The organism is Chloroflexus aurantiacus J-10-fl (genome assembly GCF_000018865.1).
Lineage (GTDB): Bacteria > Chloroflexota > Chloroflexia > Chloroflexales > Chloroflexaceae > Chloroflexus > Chloroflexus aurantiacus.
In genome coordinates, this window is the sequence record NC_010175.1 from 5,111,420 (window position 1) to 5,129,744 (window position 18,325).

At 55.3% G+C, this 18,325-nt stretch carries 15 protein-coding genes and 1 pseudogene; 11 read left to right on the plus strand and 5 right to left on the minus strand.

Features of this window, described 5'->3' with window-relative positions; translation table 11 throughout:
* The first annotated feature begins 10 nt into the window (after window positions 1-10).
* The 9 genes and pseudogenes from CAUR_RS20090 to CAUR_RS20135 all read left to right on the plus strand — a co-directional run bounded on the left by CAUR_RS20090 (window position 11) and on the right by CAUR_RS20135 (window position 9,855).
* On the plus strand, window positions 11-1,168 hold the full coding sequence (locus tag CAUR_RS20090) for an iron-siderophore ABC transporter substrate-binding protein (protein WP_012259660.1): 1,158 nt from the start codon (window positions 11-13) through the stop codon (window positions 1,166-1,168).
* Between the two features lie 238 nt (window positions 1,169-1,406).
* Window positions 1,407-2,316: pseudogene (locus CAUR_RS21670) on the plus strand (iron-siderophore ABC transporter substrate-binding protein).
* Between the two features lie 20 nt (window positions 2,317-2,336).
* A complete protein-coding gene (locus CAUR_RS20105) occupies window positions 2,337-3,383 on the plus strand; it encodes a FecCD family ABC transporter permease (RefSeq protein ID WP_012259661.1) in 1,047 nt (348 codons plus the stop codon).
* A gap of 73 nt (window positions 3,384-3,456) precedes the next feature.
* Window positions 3,457-4,314 carry an IucA/IucC family C-terminal-domain containing protein gene (locus CAUR_RS20110; protein WP_012259662.1) on the plus strand — a complete coding sequence of 286 codons (858 nt, stop codon included), beginning with the start codon at window positions 3,457-3,459 and terminating at the stop codon, window positions 4,312-4,314.
* Window positions 4,311-5,381, plus strand: a complete 1,071-nt coding sequence (locus tag CAUR_RS20115; RefSeq protein ID WP_012259663.1) for a FecCD family ABC transporter permease — start codon at window positions 4,311-4,313, stop codon at window positions 5,379-5,381. The genes CAUR_RS20110 and CAUR_RS20115 overlap by 4 nt, the downstream gene beginning before the upstream one ends.
* Window positions 5,382-5,429: 48 nt before the next feature.
* A complete protein-coding gene (locus CAUR_RS20120) occupies window positions 5,430-6,284 on the plus strand; it encodes an ABC transporter ATP-binding protein (protein WP_012259664.1) in 855 nt (284 codons plus the stop codon).
* 8 nt (window positions 6,285-6,292) lie between these two features.
* Window positions 6,293-7,426 (plus strand): ABC transporter substrate-binding protein, encoded by a 1,134-nt coding sequence (locus CAUR_RS20125; protein ID WP_012259665.1) that lies wholly within the window; start codon window positions 6,293-6,295, stop codon window positions 7,424-7,426.
* 150 nt (window positions 7,427-7,576) lie between these two features.
* Window positions 7,577-8,665: an iron-siderophore ABC transporter substrate-binding protein gene (locus tag CAUR_RS20130; protein ID WP_012259666.1), complete on the plus strand. Its 1,089-nt coding sequence runs from the start codon at window positions 7,577-7,579 to the stop codon at window positions 8,663-8,665.
* A 74-nt stretch (window positions 8,666-8,739) separates the two neighbouring features.
* Window positions 8,740-9,855: an iron-siderophore ABC transporter substrate-binding protein gene (locus CAUR_RS20135; RefSeq protein WP_012259667.1), complete on the plus strand. Its 1,116-nt coding sequence runs from the start codon at window positions 8,740-8,742 to the stop codon at window positions 9,853-9,855.
* Window positions 9,856-10,037: 182 nt separating this feature from the next.
* Here CAUR_RS20135 and CAUR_RS20140 read toward each other — a convergent pair whose 3' ends face one another.
* The 3 genes from CAUR_RS20140 to CAUR_RS20150 form a co-directional block, all read right to left on the minus strand.
* The gene (locus CAUR_RS20140) at window positions 10,038-11,036 is read right to left on the minus strand and encodes an aldo/keto reductase (protein WP_012259668.1); all 999 of its coding nucleotides are present in this window, start codon (window positions 11,034-11,036) and stop codon (window positions 10,038-10,040) included.
* A gap of 311 nt (window positions 11,037-11,347) precedes the next feature.
* Complete coding sequence (locus CAUR_RS20145; RefSeq protein ID WP_015909510.1) at window positions 11,348-11,725, minus strand: DUF2255 family protein; 378 nt, start codon at window positions 11,723-11,725, stop codon at window positions 11,348-11,350.
* Window positions 11,726-11,794: 69 nt separating this feature from the next.
* Window positions 11,795-12,820 (minus strand): zinc-dependent alcohol dehydrogenase family protein, encoded by a 1,026-nt coding sequence (locus tag CAUR_RS20150; RefSeq protein ID WP_015909511.1) that lies wholly within the window; start codon window positions 12,818-12,820, stop codon window positions 11,795-11,797.
* A gap of 153 nt (window positions 12,821-12,973) precedes the next feature.
* Between CAUR_RS20150 and CAUR_RS20155 the strand changes: the two genes are divergently transcribed.
* Window positions 12,974-13,918, plus strand: a complete 945-nt coding sequence (locus CAUR_RS20155) for an AraC family transcriptional regulator (protein ID WP_012259671.1) — start codon at window positions 12,974-12,976, stop codon at window positions 13,916-13,918.
* Window positions 13,919-14,606: 688 nt separating this feature from the next.
* Here the strand turns inward: CAUR_RS20155 and CAUR_RS20160 are convergent.
* Together CAUR_RS20160 and priA are read right to left on the minus strand one after the other, a co-directional pair.
* On the minus strand, window positions 14,607-14,777 hold the full coding sequence (locus CAUR_RS20160; protein ID WP_157866499.1) for a hypothetical protein: 171 nt from the start codon (window positions 14,775-14,777) through the stop codon (window positions 14,607-14,609).
* A 585-nt stretch (window positions 14,778-15,362) separates the two neighbouring features.
* Entirely contained in the window at window positions 15,363-17,891 is a 2,529-nt protein-coding gene (priA, locus tag CAUR_RS20165) for a replication restart helicase PriA (protein ID WP_012259672.1), read from the minus strand.
* 131 nt (window positions 17,892-18,022) lie between these two features.
* Here priA and CAUR_RS20170 point away from each other — a divergent pair, with 131 nt between their 5' ends.
* On the plus strand, window positions 18,023-18,307 hold the full coding sequence (locus CAUR_RS20170) for a 50S ribosomal protein L25 (protein ID WP_012259673.1): 285 nt from the start codon (window positions 18,023-18,025) through the stop codon (window positions 18,305-18,307).
* Window positions 18,308-18,325: the final 18 nt, after the last annotated feature.

Genomic DNA, 18,325 nt, shown 5'->3' on the forward strand with positions numbered 1-18,325 from the left:
GAACACTCGCATGTGTGCTGCAACGCTCATTGACACTACCGACGCTCTGCTCAGTCGCTATGATCAGCTCGACCTGCGTGGCCTGAGCATCACTGAAATCGCTGAGTTGCTGCGCCAGCAGGGCGCAGCGCACCTCAGCCCGATTGAACGCATCGAGCTGGCCGAGCGGCTCATTACCCGCCGTCGCTTCTTGATCGGTGCAGGGGCGTTAGCTCTGGGCATAATCACCGGCTGTGGGACGCAGGAGCAGGCTGCCGCACCAACGGCGATGGTGGCAACAACGCGCACGGTTGTCGACGGCCTGGGGCGAAGGGTCGAGGTGCCAGCCGTGCCGCAGCGCGTGGTGGCTTTACACGATCTGGACAACGCCTATGCACTGGCATCGCTAGGCTTTGCTCCGATTGGCATGGGCAGCATTACACTCGGTGATCCCTTCGAGCGGTTACGATCCCTCGGCCCTATCCCGCCAGCACTGGAGCAGACGGTTGAGGTTGGGTTATTGTACGAGCCGAACCTTGAAGCAATCGCTTCCTTACAACCTGATCTCATCCTGGGCACACGTGGCTCACACCAACAGATCCTCGATCAACTGACAGCAATCGCGCCGACTGTCCTGATCGATCAGACTGCTGGCGACGATGTGCTATCGAACCAGCGCTTTCTGGCATCGCTCGTCGGCGTGGAGGATCGGATCGACGAGCAGCTTGCCCGCTACGAAGCGAGGATCGCAGCACTCAGAGAACGCTATGCTGATACGCTAAACACCCTCGAATATACCCGCATCGACAGCTACGGTGTCGGTGCTGAAGATAACTACCTGATCCTGTTCGATCTGACCCCTGGCACCCGGGTGTTGACCGATCTTGGCGCACGACGATCAAAAACGAATGGCAACGTTGACAATGACCCGTTTCCCGCGATTAGCCTGGAGCGCCTGGCCGACTACGATGCCGATGTCATCTTCATCGGCGTTGAGGCCGGTACGCAGCCAGAGCCACAAGTTTTACAGCTATTGTCAGCGACGTTCGCCGGTCAGAACAATCAAATCTTCGCCGTCGATTATGGAGTCTGGGGCTTTCGACTGGTCGATGCACTCTTCATTGTTCTGAACGATATTGAACAGATTCTCTCTTCACGTTCGCTTAACACGGCAGGGGATTTTCGTTGACAGATAGGTATAAAGCAAGAGGCACATCACAATGGACACGCAACACATTGCCACAGACACATGGAGCATCGATCATCTTGCCCCCCACGCTCCGGCCACGGACGATCTGCTAGAACTGGCTACCTGGTTGCAGTGCAACGGCGCAGCGCACCTCAGCCCAATTGAACGCATCGAACTGGCCGAGCGGCTGATCACCCGCCGTCGCTTCCTGATCGGTGCAGGGGTGTTAGCCCTGGGCATGATCACCGGCTGTGGGACACAGGAGCAGGCTGCCGCACCAACGGCGACGGTGGCGGCGACGCGCACGGTGCGGCATGCATATGGCACAACTGACGTGCCGCTTAAACCACAACGGGTTATCGCACTCGATGCCTTCTTCACACTGACGCCTTTAGTCGAACTCGGTGTTCCTGTCATTGGTTCAGTCAGTCTGGGAAGTCCGGCAGTCTATCCAGGCTTAAGTGACCAAGAGAGTGCAAACATTGTGAGTATCGGAAATGGACGACTCGGTAGCCTGGAAACGGTAGCTGCTCTGAAGCCCGATCTTATCATTGGGATCGATTTTGTCGAACCACCTTACGAAGAACTAAGCCAGATTGCGCCAACCGTGATCAATTCCTACAGCCCTCGATTGGAAAGAGCAACATCGCGCCCTGGGCGAAGCGACCGGCACCTATGAGCGAGCTGAACGAGGAATTGCAGCATACGAAGAACGAGTAGCTCTGCTGCGATCTCGTATACCAGACCTCACAGTGTCATACCTCTCCTTAATTGGGGAAACACCACTGCTCTATCTTCAGGGTCCGAAAGCATGGGCGCCTGCCAGGATCCTTGCGGATGCGGGAGTTCAACGACCTGCCGATGAGATTGTCAGCGATGACACTTTCTTCAAGGCATTGAGCCTGGAAGTATTACCTGAACTCAAAGGAGATGTCCTGCTATACAGCGCCAATTACCCTGGCATTAGCCCAGAAGAAATCAGCAGTGTCCGCTCACTGCTCGCCAACCCAATCTGGCAACAAATACCCGCTGTCCGAGCCGGACGAGCTTTTGAGGTAACCGGTGCCCATTGGGAAACATTTGGCGGTCTACGCTCGGCACAAGGAGTTCTGGATGACATTGAACGATTGTTACTACCACTAGCGTAGCATAGAGGGAGCCTTTTTCGATGGCTACAGTTGCTGCAAATACTTCTAGCACACAGACCATCAGCATCAAGCGCTCGCGCCAGATGCTCTTGCTTGGCTTACCGGTATGTGCAATCATCCTCGGTCTTGCCCTGCTGAGCAGCATCGCTTTCGGCGCTGCGGACATCGCGCCTAACGATGTATGGCAGGCACTGATCGCCTTTAACCCGGCATCGACCGAGCACCTGATCATCCGTACTTTGCGGGTGCCGCGCGCGGCGGTGGCAGCCCTGGTTGGCGCAGCGCTGGCGGTGGCCGGGGCACTGATGCAGGGACTGACCCGCAACCCGCTGGCCGATCCGGGCATCCTTGGCATTGAAACCGGGGCGGCACTGGGTGTCGTTTCTGCCGTCTTCTTTCTCAAGATTGGTTCGTTGTACCTGTACGCTCTGTTTGCCTTTACCGGTGCCGCACTCACTGCACTGGCGGTCTATGCACTCGGTTCAATTGGTCGTGGTGGACCTACACCGCTGAAGATCACGATTGCCGGTGCCGCACTTACCGCACTGCTTTCATCATTCACCACCGGTATCCTGATCTTCAATCAACGTACCCTCGAAGAGGTGCGCTTCTGGCTGGCCGGCAGCGTCGCCGGCCGTGATCTCAACCTGCTGGCACAGGCGTCGCCATACCTGATCTGTGGATTGCTACTGGCATTGGCGCTGGGGCGGCAGATCACCACCATCTCACTGGGTGACGAGATCGCGAAGGGTCTCGGTCAACGCACCGGCTGGGTAAAGCTGTTGACTGCCATAGCGACCGTGCTTCTGGCCGGCGCCAGCGTGGCCGTTGCCGGTCCGATTGGATTTGTCGGTCTGGTCATTCCCCACGCGGTGCGTTTTCTGGTTGGAGTGGATTATCGCTGGATTTTACCCTATGCCGCATTGATTGGCGCCACCTTTCTGGTGCTGTCTGACGTGGCCGCACGCCTCATCATTCGCCCAACCGAATTGCCGGTTGGGGTCATGACCGCCCTGATCGGCGGACCCTTCTTCGTCTATCTGGTGCGCTGGCGGGTGAAACGATGACAGCGTGAAGGGTGATATGAGTGGCTGGCGATGGCATCATCAGCGTACCTGATCGCATGAGAGGAATATCGAGATGCAACCATTAGCGCAAACGCTGGACCGGATCCGCACAATCAGTGAGTATCTCAAACCAGAATTTGGCATACCTGCCGATGGAAATTGGGTGTCCGTAGCAGATGATTTTGTGTCAGGTTCGCCCTGGCTCACGAGCATGATCGCTGCAGAACAGACCCGCCTGCGCACAACATCTGCGGCTATTATCGGTAGCACGCTGTTGCAGAACTACCAGTGGCCAATTATTCCTACCGTGGTGGCGTGCTATCTGTTTGAACAGCGGGTGCCAGATTTGGCCCCTGCCAATACGCGCGTCCACTTCACTGCCGAGCACCAGGCAGACGCACTGGCTCTCCTCGGCGGACGCTTTAGCGCCTTACCTGATGACCCGGCAGCAGAACACCCGGATGCGACTATCGTGCCCGATCGCGCAGCGCTGCGGGATGCGATGCGGACAGGTATTGAGTCGCACTTTGCGGTGGTTATTGAACACATTTGCGCGGCGTTAGGTTGCAAACCGCGCGGTCTATGGCTGAACGTTGCTGATGCAGTAGCCAATGCGCTGATCTGGCTTGCCCAGCAACATGCAGCGTTTGACCCGACCCAGATCGAAGCCGAAGTTGAGGCAGTGATCCGTGTACCCGGCTCGCCGCTGAACAATCGGCAAGTTGGGTTGATCCAGCTCAGTTACGGTGAAAACCGGCAGCTTTTTCTCCGGCGGGCTACTTGCTGTTACTGGTACAAAACTGAAGGTGGTGAGTATTGCCTGACATGCCCCCACCGCACTGCCGAAGATCGGCAGGCACGACTCCTCGCTTACATGGCGCAGAAGTACACCCAGCAACAGCAGCTCGTTCAGGAAGAGGTAACGGCATGAGTGTTGAGGTTCCATCTTCCCGTGGTCAGCAGTCACCGTGGCTAACCCTGCGCACCCGTGGTCTTTCTTTTCGCATTGACCGACGTGTGCCGCCGGTACTGACTCTGGCACTGCTGGCAACGATCACAGCAATGGTGATCAACATTGGGGTCGGTGCATACCCTATCCCACCGCTCGATGTGATACGGACTGTGCTCGGCCTACCGACCGGCAATGAAGACTATTCCTTCATCGTGAACGTTTTACGTCTACCGCGTATGCTCGTCGCTGCGCTAGTCGGCATGGCACTTGGGGTGTCTGGAGCGATTATCCAGGGCTTGACCCGCAATCCACTGGCCGATCCCGGCATCCTTGGCATCAGCGCCGGCGCCAGCCTCAGCGCCGTGACCCTTATCGTGGTCGTACGCAACGTACCATCCGGCGTGATTCCTATTGCTGCTTTCGGCGGTGCTGTTACGGTCGCCACATTGATCTATCTTCTGGCCTGGCGAGGCGGCGATTCTCCCATTCGATTGGTCCTGGTCGGCATTGGATTGGGGGCAATCTGTAGCGCAGCCACAACCTTGATGATCACCTTTGGCGATATTTGGGATGTACAACGGGCGCTGGTCTGGATCACGGGCAGTGTCTACGGACGCTCGTGGGAAGAGTTCTGGCCCCTCTTGCCGTGGATCGTTATCTTTGTACCACTGGCCTTCTTTCTGGCTCGCGATCTCAACGCCCTCAATCTGGGTGAAGAAGTCGCGCAGGGATTAGGCATCCCAGTGGCCTGGCGGCGCGGCCTGTTACTGCTCACAGCGGTCGCCCTGGCAGCAGCAACAGTTGCTGCTGCGGGTACGATTGGCTTTGTGGGCTTAATGGCGCCACATATCGGGCGGAGACTGGTTGGTCCTGATCATAGCGGCTTGTTGCCAACCGCCGGCATCATCGGCGCACTCCTGGTCGTCCTGGCCGATCTGGTGGGGCGCACGCTGTTTTCACCCATCGAACTACCTGCCGGATTGGTTACCGCTGCCATTGGCGCACCTTTCTTTATCGGATTGCTGTGGCGACAGCAAAAGCGATGAACATGTTACGTCTACACGCATCGGGATCATCTGAGAAAGAAATGATCTATGTTGCATACTGAGAAACTTACCCTGGCCTATGATCAAACCATCATCATCCACGACATGGATGTTGCCATCCCGCGTGGTCAGATCACCGCGCTGGTGGGACCAAACGGCTGTGGCAAGAGCACCTTGTTGCGCGGGTTAGCCCGTTTACTGGCGCCGAGGGGAGGCGCAGCCTATCTGGATGGCAAAGCCATTCATCGGATGCCAACCCGTGAACTGGCAAAACAACTCGGTATTCTGCCGCAAAGCCCGGTGGCGCCAGAAGGACTAACCGTCCGCGAACTGGTTGCACAGGGTCGTTACCCTCATCAATCCTGGTTTCAGCAGTGGTCTGCCGACGACGAAAGCGCCGTTGTCAAAGCGCTTGAATTGACCGGCATGACCGACCTGGCTGAACGACCGGTCGATACCCTATCGGGTGGTCAGCGGCAACGCGCCTGGATCGCGATGACGCTGGCGCAAGAAACTGAGGTCATTCTCCTTGATGAGCCAACTACTTTTCTAGACCTGGCGCATCAGATCGAAGTGCTTCAGTTGCTGGAGCGGCTGAACCGCAGCGAACAGCGCACCATCGTGATGGTAGTGCATGACCTGAACCATGCAACTCGGCATGCTCATCACATTATCGCGCTGAAAGCCGGCAAAGTCGCCGCTATTGGTGCGCCCACCGAGGTAGTTACTCCAGCATTGCTGCGTGAGGTGTTCGGCGTCGAGGGTGCAGTCGTGCCCGATCCGCGCAGCGGCGTACCGTTGTGTATCGCCTACGGGATCGCCGTACCAGCCTCTGCCAATGATCGTTGCGCCTTACGTCCGATTGACGCAGAGGAGTTCTGTTTGTATGACCCGGAAAGGTAAGGAATAAAATGATTGCTACCACATCCGTCGAAACCGACATGAGCACTCTCGATGCTCTCGTTCATCATGCCCCCAACACCACAGATCTGGGTGAACTTGCCATGTGGCTCCAGATTAACGGTGCGGCTCACCTCAGCCTCTTCGAGCGAATTGAACTGGCTGAACGACTGGTGACACGTCGTCGCTTCCTGATCGGTACAGGGCTGCTGGCACTGGGTGCCCTAACTGGTTGTGGATCGTGGAGTCCCGTCAACCCGGTAACGTCAGTAGCGCCAACTGCCGCCGGCAATACCTCCCTGCAAGTAGTAGCGCTCGACGAGTTTGCCGGGTTGTCAATTCTTGCGCTTGGTGTAAAGCCCACGAGTGTTTTTCTCACGTTTGGCTATGCCAGTGCTAAAGCGGTGTTCGACGCCGCCGGTGTGCAGACGGTGCTAGCCTCACGCGACGGGGGCAATCTTGAAGCACTTACCGCGCTGAAGCCGGCGACCATTGTGGGTGTGTCGATCCCAACGACGGTGGCAGCTCAGGAGAAGCTGGAGTTAATCGCGCCGACCACCGTGATCGAGTACACCGCATCATGGCAGGATCAGCTTAAGGTGACCGGTACAGCCGTCGGTCGCGCTGAGGCCGCGGCTGCCCTCATCGACCGAATCGAGCGTGGGTTGACCACGCTTAAGACTGACCTATCCAGTGCGGGAAAGGCCGGTCAAACGATTTCGGTGATCGGAAGCATCGCAGGCAACTCTTTCGCGCTGAGTCGGACAGGCTTGGTCGGTTCGATCCTCGAACAGGTCGGGTTGCAGCGACCAGCAGCGCAAGACATTTCGACCGAGCCGACAAACCCATTCATCACGATCTCGGCTGAGCGTCTGAACGACCACGACGCCGACGTAATCTTCTTGCTGAGTGGTGGCGCCTATAACCCTGACACGCTCATTACATCAGCGCTCTGGGCGACGCTCGGCGCGGTCAAAGCCAACCGGGTTGTCAACGTAGTCGCCGAGTTGTGGCTCTCGTCCAACGCATTCAGTGTCGACTGGATCGTGCAGGATGTGCGTGCAGCGCTGCTGGGCGATGGGACGGTTGCAACCGAGTCTGATATAGTGAACCGCTGGCAGACATTTGTCGCGACCCAGCAGTGAGCGAAAGCCGATGCGTAGCGGAACAATGATCGTTCTCTCCAACACTGGAGAGATCTCGTCAAGCACCTGGTTACAAGTCAATAACACGTGCCAACGACAAATCCTTGCGGAGCCGAACTATCTTGTCAATCCCTGAACGGAGTCTTCACTATGGTATACCGACTATTCATCCTTGTCATCCTGCTCACTCTGCTCGCCGCCTGTGGAGGTGCGCCGGCGACTGTCACGCCTACGAGCGCACCAGATGCACTTACGGAAAATCCCGCACCGACAAGTGCGCCTGGCGCAACACCTGCTTCAACTGTTGCAACCTTCCCCGTCACCATCGAACACAAGTATGGAAGCACCACCATCCCGGCGGCGCCACAACGGGTAATTGCGCTAGGATACACCGACCAGGACCCGATCCTCGCCCTGGGCGTGCGTCCCATTGCGGTACGCTACTGGTTTGGTGATGCCACACGCACAGCCTGGCCGTGGCAAGAAGCTGCCTTCGGTGACGTTCGTCCGCAAGTTCTCAACATGCCCTTTGGTCAGCTCAACATTGAAACCATCGCCGCCCTAAATCCAGACCTGATCATCGCCGTCTCTGCCGGTATTACCGAAGAGGAGTACAACACCCTGAGTCAGATTGCCCCCACGCTCGCGCAATCTGATGCCTACGTCGATTTTGGTGTCCCCTGGCAGGAACAAACTCGTGTAATCGGGCAGGCGCTCGGACGATCAGAACAGGCTGAGGCATTAATTTCCTCAATTGAAGCACGTTTTGCTGAACTCCGACAGCAGTATCCACAGTTTGCCGGCGCCACAGCGGTCATTGCCTCACCAGCGAACGAAGGACAATTCTTCTTCTCTGGCACCCAACACGAACGGATGCGCTTTTTAACCTCGCTCGGCTTTGTACTCCCTGCCGAACTCGACCAGATAGCCAGCACATCGTTCTTCGGCTCGATTAGCGGTGAACGCCTTGATCTTTTCGATACCGATGTCTTGATCTGGACGGTTACTCCTGAACAGCGAGCTGTTATTGAAGCTAATCCGCTCTTTCAACAACTACGCGCCACGCAGGAAGGTCGCGTCATCTGGCTTGACTCTACCGGCGACGCCGAGAGTGATCTGGTCGGGCCGGCCCTGGTCTATAGCAGTGTGTTGAGCTTGCCGCTCGTATTTGAAGAACTGGTACCCCAGCTTGCCGCCGCTGTTGATGGCGACCCGACAACACAGGCTGCACAACGTTGAGGGGTATGTTGATAGCTAACCGTCCGGTTAAGCGGAGTCATCACCAAATGTTTGTGTCTACAGGAGAACCATCTATGACAGCGTTTCAGCGCATCTCCATGCTGATCGTATGCCTGATCCTGATCTCAGGCTGTGCTCAACAGACCGCTGGTCAAAACCCGACCAGCACACCTGATCTGGCAACAACACCAGCTCTCACGGTCGCCACACCAACCGTTGCCTCACAAACCGATCCCGCAGCGACGCAGTCTTGTCAGCCGGGCTTTCGCAGTTTTGATCACGAACTCCTTGCTACCGAACCACTCTGCATTCCCGAAAATCCTGAACGGATTATCGCCCTCGACATGGCCTCCGTTGAAATGGTGTTACTGACGGAGAAGACCCTGCTGGCCACCAGTGGGTGGATCTTGAGCGAGCTACCCCTACTCGCACCGCAGTTTGCCGAACGGCTGACGACAGTCGAAGATGTTGGCTACCCTGCCAATCTGGAGAAGGTCGCCCTGTTAAAACCTGACCTTATTCTAGCCGTTGGTGGCACAACGGTAGGTGAAACGATTGATGTTGATCAAGCCCAACAGATTGCACCCGTAGTCTTTGCCGATCCGGTCATCTACAACGACTGGAAACTGGGTATGCGCTTGTGGGCCGACGTTCTCAATGCTTCTGATATGTATGAGGCAATGCTGGCTAATTATGAACAGCGTATTAGTGAGCTACGAGCAGCGCTCGGTGATCGCATCCAACAGGAAATCTCAGTAATTGCTACCAGTACTTATGGTACTTCGCTGTGGATGCCCGATACACCTCCCGGCGCTATACTGAGCGATGTCGGGCTGCAGCGACCACCATCACAACGGTTTGTCGGTGAAGCCGCACAAGCCGAATACGGCGCAGCACAATACATTATGATCTCTGATGAACGGCTCGATCTCGCCGATGGTGATGCGATCTTCTTCTTCACCTATGCCTCAAGCAATCCTGAAACAGCAGCCGCAGAGGATGCTCACCTCAAAGCGTTTGTAGAAAAACCAATCTGGCAGTCGCTGAACGCCGTCAAAGCCGGACAGGCGTTTCTGGTACCGGGTTACTGGTGGCGTTCGCAAACCTTCATTCTGGCCAATCGGGTTCTTGATGATCTGTTTACCCATCTGGCCGGCACCCAGGCAACAACACCGGTTCTGATACCGTAGGTACAGTGACATCTCTCAACATACCGTAAAGGGTTAAGTAATCTGCGACGAGGGCGAAAAGGCCCTCGTCGCGTGTTTTGGGGATATGATCCTTCATCCTGAAGATATTTAAGGATGTACCTCAAAGCCAACTGTCGGCTATGATCATTTTTACAACGGCATCATACATGTTGGGGTACGTTCTACAGATAGGTCATCCGCTCCAATTCTTCAGGATAGCGTGCGCCCTGAATGGGGATCAGAGCCACTGCATCATTGATTCTTTGTAGATCAGATGACGTCAGCTCAACCTTCACTGCACCGATATTCTCTTCGAGACGATGCAGTTTCGTTGTACCCGGGATAGGCACAATCCAGGGCTTCTGAGCTAATAACCAGGCCAGTGCAATCTGCGCCGGTGTGGCATGATGTTGGCGGGCAATCTCGTCGAGGAGATCAACCAGCGCCTGATTAGCTTTGCGTGCCTCTGATGTAAAGCGCGGGATACGACTACGCAAATCGGTGCTATCAAAGTGGGTCGTTGCATCTATTTTCCCGGTAAGGAATCCTTTCCCCAAAGGACTGTACGGGACAAAACCGATTCCCAACTCTTCACAAAGAGGGAGGATGTCTTGCTCAGGGCGTCGCCACCATAGCGAGTATTCGTATTGGACTGCCGTCACCGTACAAACTGCGTGTGCACGCCGAAGCGTATGCGCCCCCGCTTCTGACATGCCAAAGTATCTGACCTTTCCGGCCTGGATTAAATCTTTCACCGCCCCTGCCACCTCTTCGATAGGCACATTCGGATCAACCCGATGCTGATAGAAGAGATCGATTGCTTCCACTCTTAATCTCTTCAATGATGCTTCGGCAACTCGTTTGATCTGTTCAGGGCGACTGTCTAAACCCGCAGCAGGGGTAGGGCGATTGTTGTGATCATGCTTGAATCCGAACTTGGTGGCAATAACAACCTGCCCCTTAAATGGTTCGAGAGCTTCGCCGACAAGTTCCTCGTTAATGAATGGACCATACACTTCGGCAGTATCGAAGAATGTGACCCCCAACTCAACAGCTTTGCGCAATAGTGCGATCATCTCTTGACGATTCGGAGAAACACTGTAGCCACCGGTCATGGTCATGCAGCCTAAACCAATCGCCGAGACGTTCAAATCGCTATTGCCCAGCCTGCGTTGTTTCATACATGGTACTCCTTCCAGGCTTATGCGTGAAGTTGCCTGTCATCTGGTGCCTTCACGACCAGCGGATCAAATAAAGATACGTCGTTGGCAATTCGATAGTACAATCGTGCCTGTATTCCGCGACAATAAAACAGTTTTGCAGATGACAACCTCTGCGTAGCATCAATCAGCACAAGAGAAGCGGTCACCGATGTCGGGTGCATTTGAAATACGCTGTACATGCAGTCAGTTCAACGTTCAGAAGCGCGATAACCACTATTAACGTTCATTAGACACCATCGTTTGAGGTAGTTGAGGGAATGTGTGGCATTCTACGAACACGGCATAAGCTTCAGAGTTGTCGTGCGCACCTCTGGACGAATCATTGGGATGACGTATTGCATGAAATGGCGATATTTCGTACGATAGACAGCATCAATCTGGTCATTAAGTTCGGGATCGGTTTCCATCACAAAGCAGACGTCTCGCTCGATACTACCAGCCCACAGCCGTCCTCTCCCTTGCGCCTGAGCGTCACGAAACCACTCGCCCTTTTGCCCACGCCAGGAGCGCACAAACAACTCATTACCGACTCGCACGATCCAGATGGTAACCGGTCTCTGCAATGTACCATCCCGCCTCAGAGCGGCAACCCGCACTTCCATTGAATTGCCAATGACGTCAATATCTTCGGGTTTCCACACACTCATTGGCAAGCCTCCTTGCAACAACCGATTAGCCTTTGCTTTTATCATGGGCGACAAATGTTGATGTCGCTCCTATGGCTTCAGTAGCACCTTAATTGCCCGGCGCTCGTCCATTGCACGATAGCCTTCTGCAACCTGTTCCAGCGGTAGTGTCAGGTCAAAAACTTTACCGGGTTTGATTACACGTTGCCAGATGAGATTGATCAATTCCGGCAAAAAACGACGCACCGGTGCAGGACCACCGTGCAGGTGAACATGTGAAAAGAAGAACTCACGACCTGGAATAGCCACATCGTGGAGAACACCGACAACACCTACATGTCCACCAGGCCGGGTGGCCCGAATCGCCTGCATCATTGACTCTTGCGTACCGACAGCTTCTATCGTTGAGTGTACACCCAAGCCATCGGTAAGCTCTTTGAGCATCTCAATCGCCTCATCACCTCGCGCCTCAATAACATCCGTTGCACCAAACTCTTGGGCCAGCGCCTGCCGTTGTGGATGGCGACTTCCGATCAGAATAATCCGTTCGGCACCCATTTGTCGCGCTGATAGAACTGCCAGTAACCCGACGGCACCGTCACCAACCACAGCTACCGTTTTTCCAGGCCCGACCTCTGCCGCAACGGCTGCAAACCAGCCGGTACCCAGCACATCCGAAGCTGCCAGCAGGTCAGGAATCAAATCGGCAGGAGGGAGATCAGGTGTAGGCACCAATGTCCCATCGGCCAGTGGAATACGCGCATACTCCGCCTGCGCCCCAGTAGGTGCACCCGGTTGACGATTCACACACGAGGTTTGATAACCAGCCTGACATATTGGACAGGTGTTGTCGGAAGCGAAGAACGAGCCAACAACAAACTGACCAGGCTTGATTATTTTGACTGCACTGCCAACTTCCTCGACAATCCCAACATATTCATGACCCATCGGTACAGGACGAGTTATAGGATCAACACCCCGATACGGCCAGAGATCTGAGCCACAAATACAGGTTGCCGACAAGCGAATAATGGCATCTGTTGGTTCGATGATCGTCGGATCAGGAACATACTCTGAACGCACGTCATATGGGCCATATAGCGCAGTACCGCGCATATACCCTCCTAATATCATGCAGGTGGAGCCTCGTGTTCTTGACTTGTTTGTCATTGTAGAGAAAGGAGAGGTGTCTGTGATAGAATGATAGTCCAGCATTATTGAATGATCCTGTACGTTCTTTGAAGTAATCTCCAAAGCCAGAAAGAGCTTATGTTAGCCGTAGCAGATCCTTCAACAGTCAGGGAAACCCCCATTGCCGGCAAGCGCGCAGCATTGACAGAATACGTTCTCCGGCTGTTTCGTCAATACGAGAGTGATACTCTCGAGCTTCCTGGTGGGTTGCGCTTATACTACACTACCAGACCTACATCCAAACGTCATGGTGTGTCTACACCAGCCCTATGTGTCGTGCTACAAGGTGCAAAAGAAGTAGTTCTGGGCAGTGACCGATATTGCTACGATGCTCAACATTATCTGATTACCGCCGCTGCATTACCCATTACTACGCGAGTGATCGCCGCCTCACCTGAACAACCATATTTGGGCATCGTGTTACAGCTTGATCCTGCACTTGTAGGATCAGTGATTGCTGAAGCAGGACAATCTGGTCTGACCAATCGCTCTGTCTGCGCTTTTCATGTCAGTCCCCTGGAGGGGAAACTACTCGATGCGGTCACTCGTCTAGTGAGACTAGCCGAGGATCCTCCTGAAGAGGCGAATTTTCTGCGCCCATTGATCGTTCGTGAAATTGTTTTTCGCTTACTGCGCGGCAATCAGGGTGACCGACTACAACAGATTGCAGCCACTGGGGGGCAGATACAGCGCATTATCAAAGCCCTGGAGCGCTTACGAGCTGAATTCGACCAACCATTACGCATTGCTGAAATGGCACGCGAACTGGGAATGAGTGTCTCCAGCTTTCACCATCACTTTAAGGCTATTACGACGCTAACGCCGGTGCAATTTCAAAAACAGCTTAGATTACAAGAAGCACGCCGTTTGATGCTGAGTGAAGGACTTGATGCTTCCAGTGCAGCCTTCCAGGTTGGGTATCACGATCCTTCGCATTTTACACGCGATTATAAACGGTTCTTTGGTACAACACCACTGCGTGACATGAAACGTTTACGGGCAATGACAGCCCTGGATGACTGATCTGGTGTTATCCATACTAATTCCTGCATCAGTCAACTTGATTGTTAGTGATACCGCTTGCTGCATACAGCTTCGCTGAATTTGGTATCACAATCATTTCTACGTACATCACACTTGGGAAGAAATTGCAAACCACCAGATCATTCTCTTTATTACCAGCAGACTTGCATAACATTCAGCTCGCCTGTATCCTTTCAGGCCCCCAGCAGGTAGCAATTGCGGGACTGGCTGATTCGCCCAATAGACGGTAATCGCCACGATCAGACTTGGAAAGAGGGGATGCTCATGCTGATGAGCGGTCGCTGTCTGTCAATGTCGGTAGCTATGGCAACACCAGTTGCCCCCTGGACACCCGCATGCCTCATGTAGCGAGCGCTGCATCATTGTCGTCAAGAGAGGCATCACACCGCTCACTGCTCGCTGCGTCCGTACCCCTTGCTGGTTGCTGCGTGGACACGGGCTGGTTGCCCCGCTCCTGCGACCAGCAGGCGATCCACGCCTCTACCGGTTTCCGCAGCTCCGGCTGATGGTGCGTCATCAGCCCGATGTAGTCCCTCTTGTTCACCTACTGGTTGCACAACGGGGGCATTGCACCAGCCAGCATCGGCACGCACCACGCACCCACCGGCGGCACCTTTGCCACGAGCGCCGGTGCCGCAGCCAGCGCATGTTCCCCTTCCACAAGCCGCTACGTCACCACCTGCCCCAGCTCCTGTCCTGCTATCTTCATCATCGCCAGCGCATGTTCCTCTACATGCCTGCTGCCACGCAACCGCTTGTCGTTGAACACATCCACCTGCTCCGCCGATAACCAGAGCCGCAGCTGTGCTTCCAGCACCCCGCTGTCCAGTACCCACACAGCGTACCACTGCGTACTCGCCCCAGGCTACCACCACCGCCGCGGTTGATCCACCACCATCGCTGCGTAGGCATACCACCACACCCACATCCCTCACAGCGAGGTCTCTCCGTCATCGCTGCCAGAATCACAATCGCCACTAGTTGCCACAACGTATAGATCCACTCTTGCCGAGACCGCGAGTCGGTGAACTGGCGCACGGCGTCCAGCGCGCTTCCCATCGCCCACCCTTCACACCTTGCTTCGCCACGTACCCACCGTTTTCAGTTCACGCTACTCGATTATGAAACTTTTGAAAAGCCCTGACCTGCATCCACTCGAAGCGCACCTAATGCCTGAATATGCCATGTGTGCGCCGCGACAGACCGGTCTTCGTCCATTACCCCCCACCGGATTGGCAACTGTTGCACGATGCTGAAATTCTACTCGATGCGATCTGGGTTGGCAACTATGACCTGTACCTGGAGATATAGCTGTGAGAGTATGGTTCAGATGTCGTCTTTGTGTGGCGCCACTCTTAGACAATACTTAGACTTACGATCAGTATTGAAAACTCTTAGAGTCTCACCGTGCTCACCCCCTCCCTCACAACACATGCACCGGATCAATATCGATCACCCAACCGTACAACGGGCCAACCGCGTCCAGGGCCAGACGTATCTCCCGGATGTCTGTAGCCGGTGGCACCCGCAACAACACGTGCCAGCGCCACCGATCACGTTGTCGGCGAAAGAATGCCGGCGCCGGTCCGATCAGACGCCAGCCGACCAAATCACGACCGGTGATGTACGTCTGCAAGGTAACAGCAAGCTGTTCGGCCTGTCGTCGACAGATTGACTCGGTTGCTGCGGTGGTGACGAAACGTACCAATCGGCCAAAGGGCGGATAAGCCAGTGCCCGCCGGAAGGCGATCTCTTCCCGAAAAAATGCCCGGTAGTCGTGCTCACAGGCGGCCTGAAGTGCATAGTGATCGGGTTGATAGGTCTGAATAATGACCTGCGCCCCTTCACTCCGTCGCCCTGCTCGTCCAGCAACCTGGGTCAGAAGTTGAAATGCCCGCTCGCCACTACGAAAGTCGGGCAGATGCAGACCGGTATCGGCTAATACCACACCGACCAACCCAACCAGAGGTAGATCAAGCCCTTTCGCAATCATCTGCGTACCGACCAGCACATCGATCTCGTGGCGTACCATTGCTTCTAGCAGGGCATCATGGGCATTCTTTCCACTGATACTATCCCGATCCCAGCGTGCTACCCGTGCATCGGGAAACAATTCACGTACCACCTCGGCAACGCGCTGTGTGCCGATACCCGAGGCGCGAATGCGGTGACTGAGACATTGTGGACAGACTACCGGCGTAGCCGTGCGCTGACCGCATGAATGGCAGATTAAAACGCGCACCGACTCGCCGGCTTCAGCAGTGGTTGCCGTATCGTAATGAACGGTGAGTGGCGCGGCACACCGTTCACAACGGGCAACGTAACCACAATCCCGACAAAAAACAAAGGAAGCGGCTCCCCGGCGATTGAGAAAGAGGATCGCCTGTTGCCCACGGGCAAGGGTCTGCGCCAGCGCGTGTTGCAGTTTGATCGAGAAGATAGATGTATTCCCCTGCTGTAGCTCATGCCGCATATCAACAATACGCACTGGCGGCAGCGGCAAGGGGCGACTGTGAACGAGACCATCAACGCCAATCTGGGCACCAATTCGCTCTGGTAATTCGAGCAACTGAATCTGACCATTGCGGGCGGCATAGTAGGTTTCAACGCTTGGGGTCGCACTACCAAGGACGACCGTTACTCCGGCCAGATCGGCAAGGTGTAATGCTGCATCACGCGCATGGTAACGAGGTGCTGCATCGCTTTTGTAGCCAGGTTCGTGCTCCTCATCGACAATCACCAGACCAAGATCGGGTAATGGTGCGAAAAGAGCAGAACGTGCACCGATAGCCACCCTGGCTTCACCCCGCCGCAATCGCCGCCACTCATCGTAGCGCTCACCATCACTTAACCCGCTATGCAGGACCGCCAGTTGATGACCAAAACGAGCCACAAAGCGACGGACTAACTGGGTCGTGAGGGCAATCTCCGGCGCCAGTACCAATGCCTGTCGGCCAAGCCGTAACGCACGAGCGATCAGTCGCAGGTAGACTTCAGTTTTCCCGCTACCGGTGATCCCATAGAGCAGAAACCTTCCGCCCGTACCGGCTTCAAGCGCAGTCACGATTGTCTCATACGCTACCCGCTGAGCACTTGTCAATGGTGGCGGTGTATCGGTGGCCGGATGTACTGTTGCCAGTGGATCCCGATAGATTTCACGACCAACCAGTTGTACAAAACCCCGCCGTTCAAGCGCACGTATCCCTGTACTGTCAATACCTGTCGCCCGCCGTAATTCATTCACCGTAGGAGGATCGCTTGTCGTCCGTTCAGCCAGCCAGCGCAATGCTGCTGCCTGTCTGGGTGCACGGCGCAGTTCGGCTATTGCTTGATCGAGATCGGGCAACGTTAACCGGACAAACTGCTCTTGTTGGGGACGTACTCGCGGTGGATCGATACGCAAGCGGCGTGTAATCAGACCTCGTTCAGCCAATGACCGATACGCAGCCCGCAGATTTGCATCACTTCCGCGCAGCGCCGCCCGCAAGTCGGCCTCACTCAATTCCCCGTGCCGACGCAAATAAAAGAGGATCGCCCGCTCACGCTCTGGTAATGCACCCAATTCACACGTAAGCCCTGCCGCCGTTGCCCGCCAGGTTGTCACCGCCTGCCGGATCATGCCTGGCGGCAAACAGAGATCAAGCACCGCTGCCAGCGTTGTATAGCAGTTCTCGGCCACCCAATGCGCTAATTGAATCGTCAGTTGTGGGATCGATAGATCAGGATCGACCAGGTCAATCAGATCGCGCAACCCACTGACAGTGCGGCGCTGCATTGCCAGAACCACCCCCTGAACCTGCTGTTGGCGCAACGGTACCCACACCAGTTGTCCTATCGCGATGGCCGCTTGCAAATGATCAGGTACACGGTACGAGAAGATGCCCTGGTGTTGGGATGGCAAGGAGTCTGTGAGGACGGCCACATCAGCCACCAGTTCAGAGACAGGATTCATAGACAACGAATCACCTCAGATTGCAGCGATATTCCGGCTTTATGATATACTATCCCTTCGGATCGCTGGAGGGTCTCGGGCCGGCAACGGGCTGGCTTCTCCCCTCCGTAAATACTAAAGAGAGGCAAACTATGGCAAACGTTACCCTGACAGCTCAGCGGCGCCACATCTTTGGCAAAAAAGTCAAAACACTCCGTCGGGAAGGAATTTTGCCGGCTAATTTCTACGGCAAAGGCGTTGAAACCACGGCGATTCAGATCAACGAACGCGATTTCGAGCAGATCTTCCGAACGGTGCCGAAAGGCGAGTCCTTCAACCTCGACATCGAAGGTACGACATACCCGGTCGTGATTTATGTCGTGCAACGCCATCCGGTAACCCGCAAATTCCTGCACATTGACTTCAAGCTGGCCTGATGAGCAGCACCGGTGGGC

Coding starts and splice junctions, on each gene's coding strand:
- CAUR_RS20130 (WP_012259666.1), top strand. CDS start 7,577: ATGGTATACCGACTATTCATCCTTGTCATCCTGCTCACTCTGCTCGCC.
- CAUR_RS20105 (WP_012259661.1), top strand. CDS start 2,337: ATGGCTACAGTTGCTGCAAATACTTCTAGCACACAGACCATCAGCATC.
- CAUR_RS20115 (WP_012259663.1), top strand. CDS start 4,311: ATGAGTGTTGAGGTTCCATCTTCCCGTGGTCAGCAGTCACCGTGGCTA.
- priA (WP_012259672.1), bottom strand. CDS start 17,891: ATGAATCCTGTCTCTGAACTGGTGGCTGATGTGGCCGTCCTCACAGAC.
- CAUR_RS20125 (WP_012259665.1), top strand. CDS start 6,293: ATGATTGCTACCACATCCGTCGAAACCGACATGAGCACTCTCGATGCT.
- CAUR_RS20120 (WP_012259664.1), top strand. CDS start 5,430: ATGTTGCATACTGAGAAACTTACCCTGGCCTATGATCAAACCATCATC.
- CAUR_RS20145 (WP_015909510.1), bottom strand. CDS start 11,725: ATGAGTGTGTGGAAACCCGAAGATATTGACGTCATTGGCAATTCAATG.
- CAUR_RS20155 (WP_012259671.1), top strand. CDS start 12,974: ATGTTAGCCGTAGCAGATCCTTCAACAGTCAGGGAAACCCCCATTGCC.
- CAUR_RS20090 (WP_012259660.1), top strand. CDS start 11: ATGTGTGCTGCAACGCTCATTGACACTACCGACGCTCTGCTCAGTCGC.
- CAUR_RS20170 (WP_012259673.1), top strand. CDS start 18,023: ATGGCAAACGTTACCCTGACAGCTCAGCGGCGCCACATCTTTGGCAAA.
- CAUR_RS20150 (WP_015909511.1), bottom strand. CDS start 12,820: ATGCGCGGTACTGCGCTATATGGCCCATATGACGTGCGTTCAGAGTAT.
- CAUR_RS20110 (WP_012259662.1), top strand. CDS start 3,457: ATGCAACCATTAGCGCAAACGCTGGACCGGATCCGCACAATCAGTGAG.
- CAUR_RS20135 (WP_012259667.1), top strand. CDS start 8,740: ATGACAGCGTTTCAGCGCATCTCCATGCTGATCGTATGCCTGATCCTG.
- CAUR_RS20140 (WP_012259668.1), bottom strand. CDS start 11,036: ATGAAACAACGCAGGCTGGGCAATAGCGATTTGAACGTCTCGGCGATT.